At 59.3% G+C, this 19,344-nt stretch carries 18 protein-coding genes; 9 read left to right on the top strand and 9 right to left on the bottom strand.

The genetic code is table 11. The features are described 5' to 3' along the window. Positions 1-103 precede the first annotated feature (103 nt). The 3 genes from nadE to BLW70_RS07930 all read right to left on the bottom strand — a co-directional run bounded on the left by nadE (position 104) and on the right by BLW70_RS07930 (position 3,303). On the bottom strand, positions 104-931 hold the full coding sequence (gene nadE, locus BLW70_RS07920) for an ammonia-dependent NAD(+) synthetase (protein WP_074873254.1): 828 nt from the start codon (positions 929-931) through the stop codon (positions 104-106). Positions 932-935: 4 nt separating this feature from the next. After that, positions 936-2,162, bottom strand: a complete 1,227-nt coding sequence (pncB, locus tag BLW70_RS07925) for a nicotinate phosphoribosyltransferase (protein WP_074873257.1) — start codon at positions 2,160-2,162, stop codon at positions 936-938. A 229-nt stretch (positions 2,163-2,391) separates the two neighbouring features. Further along, complete coding sequence (locus BLW70_RS07930; RefSeq protein ID WP_074873261.1) at positions 2,392-3,303, bottom strand: LysR family transcriptional regulator; 912 nt, start codon at positions 3,301-3,303, stop codon at positions 2,392-2,394. 174 nt (positions 3,304-3,477) lie between these two features. Here BLW70_RS07930 and amaB point away from each other — a divergent pair, with 174 nt between their 5' ends. The 9 genes from amaB (at position 3,478) to BLW70_RS07980 (ending at position 14,574) form a co-directional block, all read left to right on the top strand. Further along, positions 3,478-4,968, top strand: coding sequence for an L-piperidine-6-carboxylate dehydrogenase (gene amaB, locus BLW70_RS07935; RefSeq protein ID WP_074873264.1), 1,491 nt, complete (start codon positions 3,478-3,480; stop codon positions 4,966-4,968). Positions 4,969-5,127: 159 nt separating this feature from the next. Further along, the gene (gene amaA, locus BLW70_RS07940; protein ID WP_074873267.1) at positions 5,128-6,411 is read left to right on the top strand and encodes an L-pipecolate oxidase; all 1,284 of its coding nucleotides are present in this window, start codon (positions 5,128-5,130) and stop codon (positions 6,409-6,411) included. Between the two features lie 364 nt (positions 6,412-6,775). Beyond that, positions 6,776-7,909 carry an ABC transporter substrate-binding protein gene (locus BLW70_RS07945; RefSeq protein WP_074873270.1) on the top strand — a complete coding sequence of 378 codons (1,134 nt, stop codon included), beginning with the start codon at positions 6,776-6,778 and terminating at the stop codon, positions 7,907-7,909. A gap of 170 nt (positions 7,910-8,079) precedes the next feature. Further along, on the top strand, positions 8,080-8,994 hold the full coding sequence (locus BLW70_RS07950; RefSeq protein WP_074873272.1) for an ABC transporter permease subunit: 915 nt from the start codon (positions 8,080-8,082) through the stop codon (positions 8,992-8,994). A gap of 3 nt (positions 8,995-8,997) precedes the next feature. Continuing rightward, positions 8,998-10,281, top strand: a complete 1,284-nt coding sequence (livM, locus tag BLW70_RS07955; protein WP_074873274.1) for a high-affinity branched-chain amino acid ABC transporter permease LivM — start codon at positions 8,998-9,000, stop codon at positions 10,279-10,281. Beyond that, positions 10,278-11,153, top strand: a complete 876-nt coding sequence (locus BLW70_RS07960) for an ATP-binding cassette domain-containing protein (protein ID WP_074873276.1) — start codon at positions 10,278-10,280, stop codon at positions 11,151-11,153. Before livM ends, BLW70_RS07960 begins: the two co-directional genes overlap by 4 nt. Then, complete coding sequence (locus BLW70_RS07965) at positions 11,150-11,866, top strand: ABC transporter ATP-binding protein (protein ID WP_074873278.1); 717 nt, start codon at positions 11,150-11,152, stop codon at positions 11,864-11,866. The genes BLW70_RS07960 and BLW70_RS07965 overlap by 4 nt, the downstream gene beginning before the upstream one ends. 840 nt (positions 11,867-12,706) lie before the next feature. Then, a complete protein-coding gene (locus BLW70_RS07975; RefSeq protein ID WP_074873280.1) occupies positions 12,707-13,474 on the top strand; it encodes an SDR family oxidoreductase in 768 nt (255 codons plus the stop codon). A gap of 194 nt (positions 13,475-13,668) precedes the next feature. Then, positions 13,669-14,574 (top strand): cation diffusion facilitator family transporter, encoded by a 906-nt coding sequence (locus tag BLW70_RS07980; protein WP_074873282.1) that lies wholly within the window; start codon positions 13,669-13,671, stop codon positions 14,572-14,574. Between the two features lie 36 nt (positions 14,575-14,610). Here BLW70_RS07980 and BLW70_RS07985 read toward each other — a convergent pair whose 3' ends face one another. From BLW70_RS07985 to BLW70_RS08015, 6 genes are all read right to left on the bottom strand, one after another. Next, a complete protein-coding gene (locus BLW70_RS07985) occupies positions 14,611-15,738 on the bottom strand; it encodes an AGE family epimerase/isomerase (protein WP_074873283.1) in 1,128 nt (375 codons plus the stop codon). 176 nt (positions 15,739-15,914) lie between these two features. Beyond that, a complete protein-coding gene (locus BLW70_RS07995; protein ID WP_074873290.1) occupies positions 15,915-16,487 on the bottom strand; it encodes a HupE/UreJ family protein in 573 nt (190 codons plus the stop codon). A gap of 35 nt (positions 16,488-16,522) precedes the next feature. Further along, a complete protein-coding gene (gene ureG / locus BLW70_RS08000; RefSeq protein ID WP_074873292.1) occupies positions 16,523-17,137 on the bottom strand; it encodes an urease accessory protein UreG in 615 nt (204 codons plus the stop codon). 37 nt (positions 17,138-17,174) lie between these two features. Next, complete coding sequence (locus tag BLW70_RS08005; protein ID WP_074873294.1) at positions 17,175-17,849, bottom strand: urease accessory protein UreF; 675 nt, start codon at positions 17,847-17,849, stop codon at positions 17,175-17,177. Continuing rightward, positions 17,846-18,346: an urease accessory protein UreE gene (gene ureE, locus BLW70_RS08010; protein ID WP_074873298.1), complete on the bottom strand. Its 501-nt coding sequence runs from the start codon at positions 18,344-18,346 to the stop codon at positions 17,846-17,848. Before ureE ends, BLW70_RS08005 begins: the two co-directional genes overlap by 4 nt. A 243-nt stretch (positions 18,347-18,589) precedes the next feature. Then, on the bottom strand, positions 18,590-19,222 hold the full coding sequence (locus tag BLW70_RS08015; protein ID WP_074873302.1) for a TetR family transcriptional regulator: 633 nt from the start codon (positions 19,220-19,222) through the stop codon (positions 18,590-18,592). Positions 19,223-19,344 lie beyond the last annotated feature (122 nt).

The following is a 19,344-nucleotide window of genomic DNA, read 5'->3' on the forward strand; positions in this document are numbered from 1 at the left end:
CAAAGTCCAAAGATCGCAGCCTCGTTTCACTCGACAGCTCCTACAGGCTCCTACAGGCTCCTACAGGCGCCTACAGGCGCCTACAGGCGCCTATGGGGTGAAATCAAGGCGCAAACGGCATCACTCGCTTGTGATGAGTCTTTTTATACGTGTCACAAATGATCTTGAACGCTTCCTCACGCACTGGCTCGCCGTGCAAAAACGCGTCGATCTCGGCATAGGTCACGCCGTGGGACGCTTCATCCGGCTTGCCGGGCGAGAGGTCTTCAAGGTCCGCCGTCGGGATTTTTTCCACCAATGATTCCGGTGCGCCGAAGCTGCGGGCGATGTCCCGGACCTGGTTTTTCACCAGGCCGCTCAGCGGTGCCAGATCGCAGGCGCCATCACCGAACTTGGTGAAGAAACCCATCACCGCTTCCGCCGCGTGATCAGTGCCGATCACCAGGCCGTGGGCTGCGCCGGCGATGGTGTACTGGGCGACCATGCGCATCCGCGCCTTGGTGTTGCCGAGCACGAAATCCACCGAGACTGCGTGCTTGCCTTCGAAGGCTGCGACTTCACTGGCCAGGGATTTGACCGCCGGACCGATGTTCACGGTGTGGCGCTCGTCCGGGGCGATGAAATCCACCGAGGCCTGGGCGTCGTGTTCGTCGAACTGGGTTTCGTACGGCAGGCGCACGGCGATGAACTTGTAGCTGTCGTCACCGCTGCGCTCGCGAAGTTCGCGCATGGCACGCTGGGCCAGCAGGCCGGCGGTCAGGGAGTCGACGCCGCCGCTGATACCGAGCACCAGGGTCTTGAGCCCGGAATTGACCAGGCAATCCTGGATGAAGGTAATCCGCCGGGCGACTTCAGCCTCGAGGGCGGCCTGGTCAGCGAACGGCGGCTGGACCTTGAGCTGTTCAGCAATCTCACGCTGTTCGGCTTGCATGAATTCACTCCTTGCTTGATGTGCTGGAAATGGCAGCAGGTACTTTGAAAACGTGTCGCAAATAGGCGACGAAATTCGGGTCTTTGCAGTGAGTCTTGCCAGGCTCATCGGAAATCTTTGCCACGGGCTGGCCGTTGCAGGCGGCCATTTTAAGCACGATGCTCATCGGTTCGACACCCGGAATATCGCACGTCAGGTTGGTGCCGATACCGAAGCTGACATTGATCCGACCGCGCAACGCCCGAAAAATCTCCAGGGATTTTGGCAGCGTCAGGCTATCGGAGAACACCAGCGTCTTGCTCATCGGGTCGATGCCCAGTTTGTGATAGTGCGCGATGGCCTTTTCTGCCCAGAGCACCGGGTCCCCGGAATCATGGCGCAGGCCGTCAAACAGCTTGGCGAAATACAGGTCGAAATCGCTGAGAAAGGCATCGGTGGTGATGCAGTCGGTGAGGGCGATCCCCAAAAGGCCACGGTACTCGCGGACCCAGCAATCGAGGGCGGCAATCTGACTGTCGATCAACCGCGGGCCGAGTTGCTGATGGGCCATGATCCATTCGTGGGCCATGGTGCCCAACGGTTTCATGTCCAGCTCCCGTGAAAGGTGCACGTTGCTGGTGCCGACAAAACGCCCGGGGAAATCGTGCTTGAGCACGTTCACCACTTCTTCCTGCACGCGGTACGAGAAGCGACGACGAGTGCCGAAATCGGCTACCTGCAATTCGGACAATTCCTCCACGCTGGCGTTGGTGGTGAGCCAGTCGAACTTGCGGTAGAGCTGCTCGCGCGCCTGTTCCAGGACGACTTCACGGTAGCGATAGCGGTTGCGCACCTCGCTAACGATGGACAGCAGCGGCACTTCAAACAGAATCACGTGCAGCCATGGCCCGCGCAGGCGGATGAACAGCTCGCCGTTTTCGATACCGGTGTGGACGTAGCGCAGATTGAAGCGGAACAACCCGAGAAAGCGCAGGAAATCCGGCTTCATGAAGCTGATGCGCTCCATGAAACTCAACTGGTCGGCGCTCAGGCTCAACTCAGCGAGGCGCTCGATCTGGAAGCGGATTTCCGCCAGGTACGGGCGCAAATCTTCACTGTTGCGGCAACGAAACTCCCATTCGACTTCCACGTTCGGGTAGTTGTGCAGCACCGCCTGCATCATCGTCAGTTTGTAGAAGTCGGTGTCGAGCAGGTTCTGCACGATGCGATCGCCAAACACGCTCTCGCTCATAACGGGGTTCTCCGGCTGGCCGCGGCCTGTGGCAGCGACGTTGCAGCTGTTTCAATGAATGGGGCTAGTGGCGCATATCAACGGCAGGTACTGCCAGTGATTTTTTAAACCGCCACGGTTTACTGTGGGAGCGAGCCTGCTCGCGAAAGCGGTCTTTCAGTCACATCTATGTTGAATGTGCCGCCGTCTTCGCGAGCAGGCTCGCTCCCACAGGTATTGTGGTGTAACCCTAAATTTGTGCTGTCTCCGGGCTATCAATCTGCTCCAGCATCCACTTCACAAAATCGCGCACCTTCGGCACTTCCGCCGAGTGCTCCGGATACGCCAGGTAATAGGCGTCGGTGCTGGGCATCGCGTGCTGCCAGGGTATGACCAATTTGCCGTCGGCCAATTCCTCTTCCACCAGAAACCGCGGCAACAGCGCCACGCCGCAGCCGACCTGGGCGGCGCGGATGCACATATAAAAGGTTTCGAAACGCGGACCATGGTAGCTGTGTTCGGTGTGGTAGCCCTGACTGTCAAACCAGTCGTGCCAGGCCTGGGGTCGGGAAGCGTTTTGCAGCAGGACCAGGTCGGTGAGCTGCGTAGGATCGGTGAACGGCGTGTCCGGCAGGCTGCCCGGTGCGCAGACCGGCACCAGTTCTTCGCCGAACAGCTTCAGGCATTCGGTGCCGGGCCGAGAGCCCTGGCCGAAATAAAACGCCAGGTCGCTGCGACCTTGCAACAGATCGTCGGCTTCCTGTTCGCTGCACAAGTCGAGATGGATCGACGGATGGCGCAGGCGCCAGCCTTTCAAGCGTGGCACCAGCCAGCGCGCGCCGAAGGTCGGAGGCGTCGAGACGCGCAGGACTTCGGTTTCACCGCCGTAGGAGCGAAGGTAGTGGGTCGACATCTCGACCTGCGTGAGGATTTTTCTGACCTCCACCAGGTACAAGTCACCGGCCGGGGTCATTTGCAGGCGTCGGCGCACCCGGCGGAACAGCAGGTGCTGCAGCAATTCTTCGAGTTGCGCGACCTGTTTGCTGACAGCGCTCTGGGTCAGGTTCAGCTCTTCAGCCGCCCGGGTGAAGCTCAAATGCCGGGTGACGGCCTCAAAACACTGCAGCGCGGTGATCGACGGCAAGTAGCGTTTATTCAGCATTGGTTGTCCTTTTTTCTTGTTTCTTTCTACCAGCAGTTCGCAGCATGAATAAACGGAATGATATCTCTCTTAAAGGTCGTTTGTTGGGTAACGTCGGGAGCGCTAAAACTACAGGCCTCACCAGCCGAATCAATCCGGCTGCACGTTTTCTGTTTTTCGCTTGAGGAGTGACCCATGGTTGCCGCATTGCTTGATCGTCTTGGTGTGAACCCGGCCCTGTACCAGAACGGCAAAGTGCCGGTGCATTCGCCGATCGATGGCAGCCGGATCGCCGCCGTGAACTGGGAAGGCGCCGCTGAAGTCGAGCAGCACATCAGTCGTGCAGATCATGCGTTCGAATTGTGGCGCAAGGTCCCGGCCCCGCGCCGTGGCGAACTGGTCCGCCAACTGGGCGATATCCTGCGTGAATACAAGGCCGACCTCGGCGAGCTGGTGTCCTGGGAAGCCGGCAAGATCACTCAGGAAGGCCTGGGTGAAGTTCAGGAAATGATCGACATCTGTGATTTCGCCGTCGGCCTGTCCCGTCAGTTGTACGGTTTGACCATCGCTTCCGAGCGTCCGGGCCACCACATGCGCGAAACCTGGCACCCGCTGGGCGTCGTTGGCGTGATCAGCGCGTTCAACTTCCCGGTTGCGGTTTGGGCCTGGAACTCTGCGCTGGCGCTGGTCTGCGGCAACCCGGTGATCTGGAAGCCATCGGAAAAAACGCCCCTGACCGCACTGGCCTGCCAGGCACTGTTCGACCGTGTACTGAAGAATTTCAGCGATGCGCCGCCACACCTGAGCCAAGTCATCATCGGCGGTCGCGATGCCGGTGAAGCCCTGGTCGATGACCCGCGTGTCGCGCTGATCAGCGCCACCGGCAGCACCCGCATGGGCCGTGAAGTGGCGCCGAAAATCGCCGCACGTTTCGCTCGCAGCATTCTGGAACTGGGCGGCAACAACGCGATGATCCTCGGTCCAAGCGCCGACCTGGACATGGCCGTAAGAGCCATCCTGTTCAGCGCCGTCGGCACTGCCGGTCAGCGTTGCACCACGTTGCGTCGCCTGATTGCCCATGAATCGGTGAAAGAAGAAATCGTCACCCGCCTAAAAGCCGCGTACTCCAAAGTGCGCATCGGCAATCCACTGGAAGGCAATCTGATCGGTCCGTTGATCGATAAACACAGCTTCGAAAACATGCAGGACGCGCTTGAGCAGGCCTTGAGCGAAGGCGGCCGGGTGTTCGGCGGCAAGCGCCAACTGGAAGACAAATTCCCTAATGCTTATTACGTCTCGCCGGCCATCGTTGAAATGCCGGAGCAGAGCGACGTGGTCTGCAACGAAACCTTCGCGCCGATTTTGTACGTGGTCGGTTACAAGGATTTCGACGAAGCGTTGCGCCTGAACAACGCCGTGCCACAAGGCCTGTCGTCGTGCATCTTCACCACTGACGTGCGTGAAGCCGAACAGTTCATGTCGGCGGTGGGCAGCGACTGCGGCATCGCCAACGTCAACATCGGCCCGAGCGGCGCGGAAATCGGCGGGGCGTTTGGCGGTGAGAAAGAAACGGGCGGTGGTCGTGAGTCCGGTTCCGATGCATGGCGCGGCTACATGCGCCGTCAGACCAACACCGTGAACTACTCGCTGGAGTTGCCGTTGGCTCAGGGTATTACCTTCGATTAAACACAGTTCTTGAACCCATAAAGAACCCTGTGGGAGCGAGCTTGCTCGCGATGAGGGCCTGTCAGCCGACATCAATGTGGCTGACAGATAGCAATCGCGAGCAGGCTCGCTCCCACAATGAATGGTGTGTGTTGGTTAGGTTTCTGTTGGAGTCTGGCAATGCCGTTACGCGAAGAGTGTCTGTGGGAAAAACTGACGCCGCAAAGGCCTGACAACGCGGCGCTCAAGGGGGAGGTGACGGTGGATGTCTGCGTCATCGGCGCCGGTTTTACCGGTCTGTCGGCGGCGGTGCATCTGCTGGAAAAAGGCAAAAGCGTCTGTGTGCTGGAAGCCCATCGCGCCGGTCATGGCGGATCGGGGCGCAACGTCGGGCTGGTCAACGCCGGGATGTGGATTCCACCGGACGAGATCGAAGCCGGTTTTGGCGAAGCGGTCGGCAGTCAGCTCAATCGCATGCTCGGTGCGGCACCGTCCCTGGTGTTCAGCCTTGTGGACAAGTACAACATCGATTGCCAATTGCGCCGCGAAGGCACGCTGCACATGGCGCACAACGCCCGTGGCGAAGCGGACTTGCGCAGCCGTGAAGAACAATGGAAACGTCGCGGCGCGCCGGTGGAACTGCTGACCGGTCAAGCCTGCGAACAAGCAACGGGCACCAAAAAGATCGCCGCTGCGCTGCTCGATCGTCGAGCCGGCACGATCAACCCAATGGCTTACACGACGGGGCTGGCCAAAGCGGCCATCGGTCTGGGCGGTCAGTTGTTCGATCATTCCCCGGTAACCCGGCTCGAACGCCAGGGCCAGCGCTGGTCGGTACAAACCGCTCAGGGTTCGGTGCTTGCCGAGCAAGTCGTGATTGCCTCCAACGCCTACACCGAAGGTGACTGGACGGAATTGCGGCGTAACTTCTTCCCCGGCTATTACTATCAAGTGGCCTCGGTCCCACTGACCGAAGAGGCGGCGCAGCAAATTCTCCCCGGTGGCCAGGGTTCCTGGGACACCCGCCAGGTTCTCAGCAGTGTTCGTCGCGACAAGGACGGTCGTCTGCTGCTCGGCAGTCTCGGTAATGGCAATCAGAAACCAACCTGGTTTCTCAAAGCCTGGGCCGATCGGGTTCAGCAGCACTATTTCCCTTACCTCAAACCGGTGGAATGGGAGTGCACCTGGACCGGTTGCATTGCCTTTACCCCCGATCATTTGATGCGTTTGTTCGAGCCGGCGCCCGGTTTAGTGGCAGTCACCGGTTACAACGGCCGGGGCGTCACGACTGGCACTGTCGTCGGCAAAGCCTTTGCCGATTATCTGTGTCACGGGAATCCTCAGGCGCTGCCGATTCCCTTCGCGCCCATGCAGCCATTGGCGGGCGTGGGATTGCGCAGCTGCCTGTACGAGGCCGGATTCTCGCTGTATCACGCAGGCCAGTGCTTGCGGATCGTTATTTGATTGTTGAAATTTGTTGCTGAAAGCGGCGCTTTTTCGCGCAGCGGCTAGCCTGTAAAAGGTGCGGGTTGTAGCAGTTCCGCACCAGCAGTGTGCACTTCGGTGACGCACGTTGTTACAGGCTGGTTGCACGTCGTTTGGCGCTGCGGTTGCAATGATGGCGCGCTCGGGTTGCGCCTTTAAAAATAAATGGTTTCACCTTCCGCGGTTTAGACGGTTGCACGCCCAATGAAAATGGGATCGAAACAGTCGAAATAACAATAAAGCAGCGACTTTTTTCAGAATAAAAAACCGATGGCACGGCCCTTGCTCTGAGCATTCAGGAAGTCGCAGTGCCAACTAAAAAAAACCCTTGGAGCACCACCTCATGTCCCAGACGTTTTACAAAAAAGGCTTTTTGGCCCTCGCAGTGGCAACTGCGTTGGGTGTTTCTGCGTTTGCACAGGCTGATGTGAAAATCGGTGTGGCGGGACCGATGACAGGCGCCAACGCGGCATTTGGCGAGCAGTACATGAAGGGTGCACAGGCTGCGGCCGATGCGGTCAACGCAGCGGGCGGCGTAAACGGGGAAAAAATCGTACTGGTCAAAGGCGATGACGCCTGCGAACCGAAACAGGCTGTGACGGTCGCCAAGGACCTGACCAACCAGAAAGTCGCTGGGGTAGTCGGTCACTTCTGCTCCTCCTCGACCATCCCGGCTTCGGAGATCTACGACGAAGCGGGCATCATCGCGATCACTCCAGGTTCCACCAACCCGGCCGTTACCGAGCGTGGCCTGAGCGCCATGTTCCGTATGTGCGGGCGTGACGACCAGCAAGGCATCGTGGCCGGTGATTACATCGTCGATGTGCTCAAGGGCAAAAAAGTCGTTGTCCTGCATGACAAGGACACCTACGGCCAAGGCCTGGCGGACGCTACCAAGGCCCAGCTGGAAAAACGCGGCGTGAAGCCGGTGCTGTACGAAGGCCTGACTCGTGGTGAAAAAGACTTCAGCACCATCGTGACCAAAATCCGCGGCGCTGGTGCCGACGTCGTCTATTTCGGTGGTCTGCACCCGGAAGCCGGTCCTCTGGTTCGTCAACTTCGTGAACAAGGCCTCAAAGACGTCAAGTTCATGTCCGATGATGGCATCGTGACCGATGAACTGGTGACCACTGCTGGCGGTCCGCAATTCGTCGACGGCGTGCTGATGACTTTCGGCGCCGACCCACGACTGCTGCCAGACAGCAAGACCGTAGTGGACGAGTTCCGCAAGAAAGGCACCGAGCCTGAAGGCTACACCCTGTACGCCTACGCTTCGGTTCAGACCCTGGCCGCTGCTTTCAATGGTGCCAAGTCCAACAAGGGCGAAGAGGCTGCCGCGTGGCTGAAGAAGAACCCGGTCAAAACCGTGATGGGCGAGAAGACCTGGGACGCCAAGGGCGACCTGAAAGTCTCCGACTACGTGGTTTACCAGTGGGACAAGGACGGCAAATACCACCAGCTGGAAAAACAGAAGTGATATGAACTGCTGATGGCTCGGCCCCTTGTGCGCCGGGCCATCAATCAACATGTCCGTGCAGTACCTGTCTTTTCTCGTAGAGCTGCACACAACCGTGTTGCGCCGGTGGCTGAACCCCGGTCCGTCGCATCCGGCTTCTGTGCAGTCTCTCAAATGCGTGAGATTGCGTTATGGATGGTATTTTCCTGCAGCAACTGGTCAACGGCCTGACCCTCGGGTCGGTCTATGGCCTGATCGCCATCGGCTACACAATGGTCTATGGCATCATCGGCATGATCAACTTCGCCCACGGCGAGGTTTACATGATCTCTGCTTACCTCGCGGCGATCAGTCTGGCTCTGCTGGCATACTTCGGTATTGAATCCTTCCCACTGCTGATGCTTGGCACACTGATCTTCACCATCATCGTCACGGCGGTGTATGGCTGGGTCATCGAACGGGTTGCCTATAAACCCCTGCGTAACTCCACCCGACTGGCACCGCTGATCAGCGCCATCGGCATTTCGCTGATCCTGCAAAACTATGCACAGATCGCCCAGGGCGCGAAGCAACAAGGTGTTCCCACCTTGCTCACGGGGGCCTGGCGCGTCGAAATCGGTACAGGTTTTGTGCAGTTGACCTACACCAAGATCTTCATTCTGGTCGCAGCGTTTGCCGGGATGGCCCTGCTGACCTACATCATCAAGTACACCAAGCTCGGCCGCATGTGCCGCGCCACTCAGCAAGATCGCAAGATGGCCTCGATTCTGGGGATCAACACCGATCGGGTGATTTCCTACGTGTTCATCATCGGTGCAGCGATGGCGGCCCTGGCCGGCGTGCTGATCACCATGAACTACGGCACATTCGACTTCTACGCGGGCTTCATCATTGGGATCAAAGCGTTCACCGCAGCGGTACTCGGCGGAATCGGCTCATTACCTGGTGCCATGCTCGGCGGGATCATTCTGGGGATTTCCGAATCGCTGTTCTCTGGTCTGGTGAACTCGGACTACAAAGACGTTTTCAGCTTCTCGCTGCTCGTTCTCGTTCTGGTCTTTCGGCCCCAAGGCCTGCTCGGCCGTCCTCTTGTGTCGAAGGTGTAAGCGATGTCTTCAACCACTAAAAAAACCATTGATCTCAAAAGAAGCCTGGTTGACGCGATTCTTGCCGGCCTTGTCGCCCTGATTGTGTTCGGCCCGATTGTCGGCGTGGTCCTCGACGGCTACGGCTTCAACCTGGAAACGACCCGGGTGGCATGGATTGTCGCCATCGTCATGGCCGGCCGCTTCGCCTTGAGCCTGTTCCTGCAAACTCCCAAGGGCCTGAGAATTCTTGAAGGCTTTGAAAGCACCGGCTCCGGGGTTCATGTACTGCCGCCTGATTACAAAACCCGGTTGCGCTGGATCATCCCGCTGGTAATTGTGATTGCCGTGGTGTTCCCGTTTTTCTCCAACTCCTACCTGCTGGGCGTGGTCATCCTCGGGCTGATTTACGTACTGCTGGGCCTGGGGCTGAACATCGTGGTCGGCCTGGCCGGTCTGCTCGACCTGGGTTACGTGGCGTTCTACGCCATCGGTGCCTACGGCCTGGCGCTCGGTTACCAATACCTCGGTCTGGGCTTCTGGACGGTGCTGCCGCTGGCGGCGATCACCGCGGGCCTTGCCGGTTGCATCCTCGGTTTTCCGGTGCTGCGCCTGCACGGTGACTACCTGGCGATCGTGACTCTGGGCTTCGGTGAAATCATCCGCTTGATCCTCAATAACTGGCTGTCCCTGACTGGCGGCCCGAATGGCATGGCGGCTCCATTGCCAACGTTCTTCGGCCTCGAGTTCGGTAAACGGGCGAAGGAGGGTGGGGTTCCGTTCCATGAGTTTTTCGGTATCGCCTATAACCCGGACGTGAAGTACTACTTCATCTACGCGGTGTTGTTCCTGGTGGTACTGGCCGTGCTGTACATCAAGCATCGTCTGGTCAAGATGCCGGTTGGTCGCGCCTGGGAAGCCTTGCGTGAAGACGAAATCGCTTGCCGCTCCATGGGCCTGAACCACGTACTGGTCAAGCTTTCGGCGTTCACCATCGGTGCCTCGACGGCCGGTCTGGCTGGCGTGTTCTTCGCCACCTATCAAGGTTTCGTCAACCCGACCTCGTTCACCTTCTTCGAATCGGCATTGATCCTCGCCATCGTGGTACTCGGCGGGATGGGCTCGACCATCGGTGTGGTGATTGCGGCTTTCGTGCTGACCGTCGCCCCGGAACTGCTGCGGGGGTTCGCGGAATACCGCGTGCTGCTGTTCGGCATCCTGATGGTGTTGATGATGATCTGGCGACCGCGCGGCCTGATTCGGATCAGCCGTACCGGTGTGACCCCGCGTAAAGGAGTAGCGCCATGAGCGAAGTCGTACTTTCGGTCGAGAAGCTGATGATGCACTTCGGCGGCATCAAGGCGTTGAACGATGTCAGCCTGAAGGTCAAGCGCAACTCGATCTTCGCCCTGATCGGCCCCAACGGCGCTGGCAAGACCACCGTGTTCAACTGCCTGACCGGGTTCTACAAGGCCTCGGGCGGCAAGATCGAACTCAACATCCGCGGCGAGCAGACCAACGTCATCAAGCTGCTGGGCGAATCGTTCAAACCGGTCGATTTCGTTTCGCCGAAATCCTTCGCCAGTCGGATGTTCTACAAGATGTTCGGCGGCACCCACCTGGTGAACCGGGCCGGCCTGGCGCGGACGTTCCAGAACATTCGCCTGTTCAAGGAAATGTCGGTGCTGGAAAACCTGCTGGTCGCCCAGCACATGTGGGTCAACCGCAACCTGCTGGCCGGCATTCTCAACACCAAGGGGTATCGCAAGGCCGAAAGCGATGCGCTGGACCATGCGTTCTACTGGCTGGAAGTGGTGGATCTGGTGGACTGCGCCAACCGTCTGGCCGGTGAATTGTCCTACGGTCAGCAACGTCGTCTGGAAATCGCCCGGGCCATGTGCACCCGGCCGCAGATCATCTGTCTCGACGAACCGGCCGCCGGCCTCAACCCTCAGGAAACCGAAGCGCTGAGCGCGATGATCCGGCTGCTGCGCGACGAGCACGATCTGACCGTGGTGCTGATCGAACACGACATGGGCATGGTAATGAGCATTTCCGACCACATCGTGGTGCTGGACCACGGCATCGTCATCGCCGAGGGCGGGCCTGATGCGATTCGTAACGATCCGAAAGTGATTGCGGCCTATCTGGGCGCCGATGAAGAGGAAGTGGTGCTATGAGCCAACCCATCCTCGAACTGAAGGATCTGGATGTGTTTTACGGGCCGATCCAGGCTCTGAAGAATGTCTCGCTGCACATCAATGAAGGTGAAACGGTCAGCCTGATCGGCTCCAACGGCGCCGGCAAGTCGACCCTGCTGATGTCGATTTTTGGTCAACCGCGGGCGGCGGACGGGCAGATCATTTATCAGGGTGTGGATATCACCCACAAGTCGTCCCACTACATCGCGTCCAACGGCATCGCTCAATCGCCGGAAGGTCGGCGGGTGTTCCCTGACATGACTGTCGAGGAAAACCTGCAAATGGGCACCATTCCTATCGGTGACAAGTACGCCAAGGAAGACATGCAACGCATGTTCGAGTTGTTCCCGCGACTCGAAGAGCGGCGCAATCAGCGGGCGATGACCATGTCCGGCGGCGAGCAGCAAATGCTCGCCATCGCACGAGCGTTGATGAGCCGGCCGAAACTGCTGTTGCTCGATGAGCCGAGCCTGGGTCTGGCGCCGATTGTGGTGAAACAGATCTTCGCGACCCTGCGGGAGCTGGCGAAAACCGGCATGACCATCTTCCTGGTGGAGCAGAACGCCAACCACGCCCTCAAACTGTCCGATCGGGCGTACGTGATGGTCAACGGTGAGATCCGCCTCACGGGCACCGGCAAGGAGCTGCTGGTTAACGAGGAAGTGCGCAACGCCTATCTCGGCGGGCACTGAGTTCGCTGTTGTAATACCAAGCCCCGGCGCGCTATCGCCGGGGCTTTTTTACACCTTCAAAACATCACAAATCAATGTGGGAGTGAGCCTGCTCGCGATAGCGGTGGATCAGTCACTTCAACGTTGACTGACCTATCGCTATCGCGAGCAGGCTCACTCCCACAGGTGTCTCTGTGTGCTTTCCGCAAATTGTGGAAAACAATATTCACAAGCTCTGAAACCGCGACATAAAGCCGCTGCAAATAGTTGTTTTGTCACGGTTTTGACTTGTCCCCGTTTGCTGTGGAGCTGGCTGTGAATAACGTGGGAGTAGCTGGCTGAAAGCCTTTGAAACCGTGGCTTGCAGAGTTGTGGTTGTTTTTTGATCAGGGGTTTTTACGCGGCGTCGAGCGGGCTTTGTCAACCTTTTTGTTGGTGATGAAAACGGGCTGAAACCGGGCCAGGCTGCCTGTGGATAAGTCTGTGGTTAAACTCTGGAAAGACTCGGCTGAAGGCCGTAGTTACTGGCTTGGCGCCATCGTCGGTATGACCGGTCAATCGTGCAAAATGCCATGGGCTACACACCGCGCGTTCCACGGTCAAGCAAATAAATTTCCAATTTGCCCGCAAAGCCTTGTGCACAGCGGCTTTCAGCTTTTTCACTTGCCCCCGGAAACTGTGGACCGGCCTGTGGATAAGGTGCGCGCACATGGCTGGAAGCCACGGCCGGTAAGGCGCTGCGACGTTTGATCGTTTTTTGTACAGCTTCTGCGGTAGTTGCTGCTGTGGGCAAGGCCGGGCATGCTGGCTGCTGATTTTCTATTCCCGTGGCTGCCGATCAGCCGAAGCAAGGAGAACACGATGTCCAACACCCTGTTTATTACCGGCGCGACCTCCGGTTTTGGTGAAGCCTGCGCCCGTCGTTTTGCCGAAGCCGGCTGGAAACTGGTGCTGACCGGCCGTCGTGAAGAGCGCCTCAATGCGTTGTGCGCCGAGTTGTCGAAGCAGACCGAGGTCCATGGCCTGGTGCTCGACGTGCGTGATCGCAAGGCCATGGAGGAGGCGATTGCCAACCTGCCGCCGTCCTTCGCCAAACTGCGCGGGCTGATCAACAACGCTGGCCTGGCCCTGGGCGTTGACCCGGCGCCCAAGTGCGACCTCGACGACTGGGACACCATGGTCGACACCAACATCAAAGGCCTGATGTACAGCACTCGTCTGTTGTTGCCCCGCCTGATTGCTCACGGTCGCGGTGCCAGCATCGTCAACCTTGGCTCCATCGCCGGCAACTATCCGTACCCGGGCAGCCATGTGTATGGCGCGAGCAAGGCATTCGTCAAACAGTTCTCCCTGAACCTGCGCTGCGACCTGCAAGGTACGGGCGTGCGGGTCAGCAACATCGAACCGGGCCTGTGCGAAAGCGAGTTTTCGCTGGTGCGTTTCGCCGGTGACCAGGAGCGCTACAACGCGACTTACGCAGGTGCCGAGCCGATCCAGCCGCAAGACATCGCCGACACCATTTTCTGGGTGCTCAATGCCCCGGCTCACATCAACATCAACAGCCTTGAGCTGATGCCGGTGAGCCAGACGTGGAGCGGGTTTGCGATTGAGCGTAATGCCAAGGCGTAAGACCGCGTAACGGCCAATCGCGAGCAGGCTCACTCCCACAGGGAACGCATTTTGAACCCACAGGGAACGCATTCCAGTGTGAGAGCGGGCTTGCTCGCGAAGAGGCCGGCACAGGCAAAACAACACATAAGCTAGACTCCTCGTCCAATAACCCCACCGCACCCCGCGGTTTCAAGGTTTTCAGAGGAGGTTATGTGAGTAACCGAGGTGAGCAGTCGCTGCTCAAACAATCGACCCTCCTGATGCTCGCCGTGGCGATTGCCGGGATCGTCACCGGTTTTGTTTCGGGTGCCCAATCCATCCTGTTCGATGGCTTTTTTTCGTTGATCGCGACCTTTATCAAAGTCCTGATGCTGATCACCGCCAAGCTGATCGCCAAGGAAAGCAACCAGCGTTTCCAGTTCGGCTTCTGGCACCTGGAGCCGATGGTGCTGCTGATCGAAGGCAGCTTTCTGTTCTTGATTGCGATCTATGCCTTTCTCAACGGTGTGTTCGGCATCATCAACGGCGGACGCGAGATTGAACTTGGACTGGTGATCATCTACGCGGCGGTGTTTACCGTTGTCGAGTTCGCGTATTTCTTCTACATCCGCCACCGTAATCGGCGGCTCAAATCAACGCTGATCCAGTTCGACAACATCAGCTGGCTGGTGGACGCGATGCTATCGGTGGGCTTGCTGGTGAGTTTTCTCGCCGCGCTGCTGCTCAAGGCGCAGGGTTATGGCCAGTGGGCGGTGTACGTCGACCCGCTGATCCTGATTCTTTTGGCCCTGAGCATGCTTGCACCGGCCTTCAAAATCCTCGGCCCGGCCTTGCGCGACGTGCTGGGGATTGCGCCGGATCAACTGGACGACAAGGTGCGCCAGGTGATGGACGCGGCGAAACTTGAGCATGGCTTCGACGACTACGTTTCCTACGTGCAGAAGCACGGACGTGCCCGTTTTATCGAGATTCATGTGGTATTGCCGGTGGAGTATCCGCTGAAGAGCGTGGGGCAGCTGGACAGCCTGCGGGAAGAGATTTCCACGAAGCTCGGCAAGCCGGATGCGGCGCGATGGCTGACCATCAGCTTTACCGGTGATCGAAAATGGATTGCGTGATCAGCCTGTGACCTCTTTGAGGTCCTTCGCGAGCAGTCAACCGAGATAGTCGACCAAGCTGCGATAACAAGTCGCCAAGTGATAAGGCGTGGTCGACGGCATGTCCTGTCGGCTCACGTCACCGTTCTGATCCCTGCACTCATACCAGCCGCCCGAATGCAGGAAACGCTGCTGCAACGCCCGCAGTTGGCGCAGTACCGCGTCCTCGCTATCGGGTCGCAAGGTCAGCGCCCGCAGGTATTCGGCTTGAGCCCAGATTCGTTGGGTGGCGTCTTTCGTAGGGCCACCCGGTTTGAGCATCGCCCGAACAGCACCGGTTTGTGGATCGACGCCCCGTTGTTCAGTGAACGCGAACGCGCGTTCCAGTGAAGAGTGCAGTGCCGAGCCGCGCAGCAACGGCGACGATTCCAGGAGGAAATACCATTCGAACTGATGCCCTGGTTCAAACCAGTTATCCACAGCCTCCAACGGCTGTTCCATCAACACACCGTGTTGCGGATCGATAAAGCGTTGCTGCAGGGCTGTGCATAACTCGATCAGCGCGCCTTGCACGGCAACGTCTTCGCGCACCGACAGCGTGGCGAGGAAGGCTTCAGCCAGGTGCATCAGGGGATTTTGCAGTGGGCCGGATTTTAGCGAGGACCAGTCACGGTCAAGGCTGGCTTCATACAGGCCGTCGCCCGTGGCAAAGCGCTGCGCGACCACTTCCAATGCGGCGTTGAGCACCGATTCCACCCGCGGCTCGCGGACTTTGTCCCAATAATGGGCGCAAGCGAACAGGATGAAGGCGTGGGTGTAGAGGTCTTTGCGCTGATCCAGCGGCGCACCTTGCGGATCGACGCTGTAGAACCAGCCGCCATGCTCGGCATCGTGGAAATACTGCTGCAAGGAGCGGAACAGCGCTGCGGCGCGCTCTTCGGCGGCCGGTACCTGGCCGATCAGGCTGGAAAACAGATAGAGCTGACGCGCGCAGGCCATGGCCCGGTAGCGTTGGGGCTGCAAGGGTTGATGCTCGGCGTCCAGCGCTTCATAGGGCAGCGCCATGTCGGCATTCCAGCCGGGCCCTTGCCAGAGCGGCACGATCACGTCCAAAAAGTGCTGTTGCACCGAGGCAAACAGAGCGGTCAATTCAGGCTGGGAGGCGGAGCGGGAAACAGGCGGCATTGGCTGGCGTCGTCACGGCAGGGTTGATTGCGCGACATGTTATCAGAGTGAACGCATCGATCGTTCCCATGCTCTGCGTGGGAATGCAGCCCGGGACGCTCCGCGTCCCTTTCGAAGCGGACGCGGAGCGTCCAATGAGGCATTCCCACGCGGAGCGTGGGAACGATCATGGTCGGCTAGCCCGCCAGCAACCACACGCCAGTCGCCGCCGAAGCCGCTCCCGCCAACCGAACCAACGGCGCCGCCGCTTGCGGCAACACCCGCACTACGGCGTAACCCAATCCATGCAACGCAGCCGTCGCTGCTACAAAACCCGCCGCGTACGGCCAAGGGCTCGACATCTGCGGCAACTCCAGTCCGTGCGCCACCCCATGGAACAGCGCAAACAAAGCGGTTGCCGCAACGGCGAGGCTCAACGGCGGACGCACGGCCAAAGCCACCGCCAGACCCAGCGCCAGCACCGACGCCGCAATGCCGCTCTCAAGTGCTGGCAGGTTCAGACCTTCAAACCCCAGCAACCCGCCGATCAGCATGATGCCGACGAACGTGCATGGCAGCGCCCAGCGTGCAGCGCCTTTCTGTTGTGCCGCCCACAAACCGACTGCAAGCATCGCCAACAAGTGGTCGAGGCCGCCGATCGGGTGGCTGATCCCGGCGATCAAACCATTATCGTCATGCCCCGGGTGGGCGAAGGCGATGGCTGGGGCCAGCAGCAGGGCCATGGCGCCCAGAATGCGTTTAAGTGTCATGGATAAGCTTCCTTGTTGATAAAAGTTGATCGTGTTCACGCCGCTATCAGCAGGCCCTGGCGTTCGATGAAGGCGATGATTTCTTCCAGGCCGAGTCCGGTTTTCTGGTTGCTGAAAACGAACGGTTTGCCGTTGCGCATGCGTTTGGTATCGCTGTCCATCAGCTCCAGCGACGCACCCACCAAGGGCGCGAGGTCGATTTTGTTGATCACCAGCAGATCCGATTTGCAGATCCCTGGCCCACCCTTGCGCGGCAGCTTGTCGCCGGCCGAGACGTCGATCACGTAGATGGTCAGGTCGGACAGTTCCGGGCTGAAGGTGGCGGACAGGTTGTCACCACCGGACTCCACAAGGATCAGGTCAAGCCCCGGAAAGCGGCGGTTCAATTGGTCCACGGCTTCGAGGTTGATCGAGGCGTCTTCGCGAATCGCCGTGTGCGGGCAGCCGCCGGTTTCCACGCCGATGATTCGCTCCGGCGCCAGGGCTTCGTTGCGCACCAGGAAGTCGGCGTCTTCGCGGGTGTAGATGTCGTTGGTGACCACCGCCAGGTTGTAGCGGTCGCGCAGCGCCAGGCACAGGGCCAACGTCAAAGCGGTTTTGCCGGAACCGACCGGGCCGCCGATGCCGACGCGCAGAGGTTGTGTGTTCATGTGCTTCTCCAAAATAACAGGGCCAAAATTACAGGCCCTAGGAACGGAATAGACGACTGTACTGGCGCTCATGGGCCATGCACGCCAGGGACAGGCCGAAAGCAGCGCTGCCACAGTGTTCGGGGTTGATTCGGGTGGCGTTCTGCTGAGCCTCTTGCAGCAGCGGCAGCAATTGGCTGGTCAGGCGTTGCGCGGCTTGCTGACCCAGCGGCAGGGTTTTCATCAGTACTGCCAGTTGGTTTTCCATCCAGCTCCAGAGCCATGCGGCCAAGGCATCTTGCGGACTGATATTCCAGGCGCGAGCGGCCAGTGCCCAGCCGAGGGCCAGGTGCGGCTCGGGACGTTGTTCGAGAAAAGCACGGGCGGGCGCATCGAGTTCTGGCAAACCCTTGAGCAGTTGCTGCAACGAATAACCCATCTGCCGACTTTCCTGATGCAGCTCGCGGGTTTCCCGGCTGGCGCGATGTTCTTCGCAGCGTTGCAGCAGTTCACCCCAGTTTTCTTCTGCTGCGGCCACGCAATGGGCGAGCAGCAACGGCGCTTCGAAACGCGCCAGGTTCAGCAGTAACTGATCGCTGATCCAGCGACGTGCGCTGTCAGGATCATTCACTCGGCCGTTATCCACCGCCATTTCCAGACCTTGGGAATAGCTGTAACCGCCAATCGGCAACTGCGGACTGGCCAGGCGCAACAACGCCCAGGCTGGGTTCATAGCCGCACGCCGAACTGATGCAATTTCGGCGGGTAGTTGAAGTCTTCATCGCCGTGACGGGAATGGTGGTGGCCGCCGCCATAAGCACCGTGTTCCGGCTGGAACGGCGCTTCGATGTTCTCGACCTTGGCATCAAGCAGTTCAAGCATGGCCTTGAGCACATAGTCGTCGAGTAGGCGCAACCAGCCGTCACCGACTTGCAGGGCGACATGGCGATTACCGAGGTGATAGGCGGCGCGAGTCAGTTCGAAAGCATTGGCGCAGGTGACGTGCAGCAGCTGTTCGGCTCGGGCGCAGACGCGCACGATGCGTCCGTCTTCGGCTTGCAGGCACTCGCCGTCATGCAGCGGCGGCTGACCGCGCTCCAAAAACAGCCCGACGTCTTCACCCTCGGCACTGAAACAGCGCAAACGGCTTTTGCTCCGGGCTTCGAAGTTCAGGTGCAACTCGGCGGCCCAGACGGGTTGAGGGTCGATTCTGCGATGAATCACCAGCATCGGAAGGCTTCCAGCAATGGACAATGCTTAGGCTAGAGCAAGGGGCTTGCCAATCGGGTGATGCGTAGGAAATGCCTGTCGGAGCTCAGTGGATGTTTCAGAATTTTGGATCATGTTGGTGCATGCGGGGTTTTCGCGCACCAATGTGGGAGCGAGCCTGCTCGCGATGGCGGAGTATCAGTCACATCAAGTGTTGACTGTTGCGACGCTATCGCGAGCAGGCTCACTCCCACAGGGGGGTATTTACTCGGTGCTGCCGAGGCCTTGCCAGTGTTTGAGGCCGATAAAGATAAAGCGCAACTGCTGGGTGATTTTTGCCTGCGGGGTCAGATGTTCGGGCAGCGCCTCGGCAGGCGGATCAATGATGTCCGGCAAGGTCGCGAACACGCTTTTGACAATCAGGTCAGCCATGACACTCAGGCCGGCGAGGTCCAGGTGTTGCAGCTTCGGCATCAAGGACAAGTCGGCCGCCAGGTCCGAGCTGATGTCTTCACGCAATCGGCCAATGGCCTGGCGCACGGGCAGCGAACCGCCGTACTGCTCGCGAGCGAGGAACAGGAACTGCGAGCGATTGGCGCTGACCACGTCGAGAAAGATCCGCACCGAGGCGTCGATGATGCCGCCCATGACGAACTCGTTGTGGCGCACCAGGCGAATGGTTTCGCGGAAGGTCTGGCCGACTTCACTTACCAGCACCAGGCCCAGTTCATCCATATCGGCAAAATGCCGGTAGAAACCGGTGGGCACGATGCCGGCGGTTCTGGCGACTTCGCGCAGGCTCAGGCTGCCGAATCCTCGGCCGCATTCCATCAAGTGGCGGGCAGCGTCCATCAGGGCGTTGCGGGTCTGTTGTTTCTGTTCGGCGCGGGGCAGCATCGCAAGGGTGTTTTCTGGATAAGACAGCGGCGCACTCTAGCAAATCGGCTTTGCCGGCGTCGAATGACTATCAGGGAATCAAGCGGGGAAGTGAGGCCTCTATAACGTCAAAAGCCCAATCC

Source organism: Pseudomonas frederiksbergensis (assembly GCF_900105495.1).
GTDB lineage: Bacteria > Pseudomonadota > Gammaproteobacteria > Pseudomonadales > Pseudomonadaceae > Aquipseudomonas > Aquipseudomonas frederiksbergensis.

What these genes read in the sequence shown, in the direction of transcription:
- nadE (WP_074873254.1), bottom strand. Translation starts at nt 931, where the DNA reads ATGCAAGCCGAACAGCGTGAGATTGCTGAACAGCTCAAGGTCCAGCCG.
- pncB (WP_074873257.1), bottom strand. Translation starts at nt 2,162, where the DNA reads ATGAGCGAGAGCGTGTTTGGCGATCGCATCGTGCAGAACCTGCTCGAC.
- BLW70_RS07930 (WP_074873261.1), bottom strand. Translation starts at nt 3,303, where the DNA reads ATGCTGAATAAACGCTACTTGCCGTCGATCACCGCGCTGCAGTGTTTT.
- amaB (WP_074873264.1), top strand. Translation starts at nt 3,478, where the DNA reads ATGGTTGCCGCATTGCTTGATCGTCTTGGTGTGAACCCGGCCCTGTAC.
- amaA (WP_074873267.1), top strand. Translation starts at nt 5,128, where the DNA reads ATGCCGTTACGCGAAGAGTGTCTGTGGGAAAAACTGACGCCGCAAAGG.
- BLW70_RS07945 (WP_074873270.1), top strand. Translation starts at nt 6,776, where the DNA reads ATGTCCCAGACGTTTTACAAAAAAGGCTTTTTGGCCCTCGCAGTGGCA.
- BLW70_RS07950 (WP_074873272.1), top strand. Translation starts at nt 8,080, where the DNA reads ATGGATGGTATTTTCCTGCAGCAACTGGTCAACGGCCTGACCCTCGGG.
- livM (WP_074873274.1), top strand. Translation starts at nt 8,998, where the DNA reads ATGTCTTCAACCACTAAAAAAACCATTGATCTCAAAAGAAGCCTGGTT.
- BLW70_RS07960 (WP_074873276.1), top strand. Translation starts at nt 10,278, where the DNA reads ATGAGCGAAGTCGTACTTTCGGTCGAGAAGCTGATGATGCACTTCGGC.
- BLW70_RS07965 (WP_074873278.1), top strand. Translation starts at nt 11,150, where the DNA reads ATGAGCCAACCCATCCTCGAACTGAAGGATCTGGATGTGTTTTACGGG.
- BLW70_RS07975 (WP_074873280.1), top strand. Translation starts at nt 12,707, where the DNA reads ATGTCCAACACCCTGTTTATTACCGGCGCGACCTCCGGTTTTGGTGAA.
- BLW70_RS07985 (WP_074873283.1), bottom strand. Translation starts at nt 15,738, where the DNA reads ATGCCGCCTGTTTCCCGCTCCGCCTCCCAGCCTGAATTGACCGCTCTG.
- BLW70_RS07995 (WP_074873290.1), bottom strand. Translation starts at nt 16,487, where the DNA reads ATGACACTTAAACGCATTCTGGGCGCCATGGCCCTGCTGCTGGCCCCA.
- ureG (WP_074873292.1), bottom strand. Translation starts at nt 17,137, where the DNA reads ATGAACACACAACCTCTGCGCGTCGGCATCGGCGGCCCGGTCGGTTCC.
- BLW70_RS08005 (WP_074873294.1), bottom strand. Translation starts at nt 17,849, where the DNA reads ATGAACCCAGCCTGGGCGTTGTTGCGCCTGGCCAGTCCGCAGTTGCCG.
- ureE (WP_074873298.1), bottom strand. Translation starts at nt 18,346, where the DNA reads ATGCTGGTGATTCATCGCAGAATCGACCCTCAACCCGTCTGGGCCGCC.
- BLW70_RS08015 (WP_074873302.1), bottom strand. Translation starts at nt 19,222, where the DNA reads ATGCTGCCCCGCGCCGAACAGAAACAACAGACCCGCAACGCCCTGATG.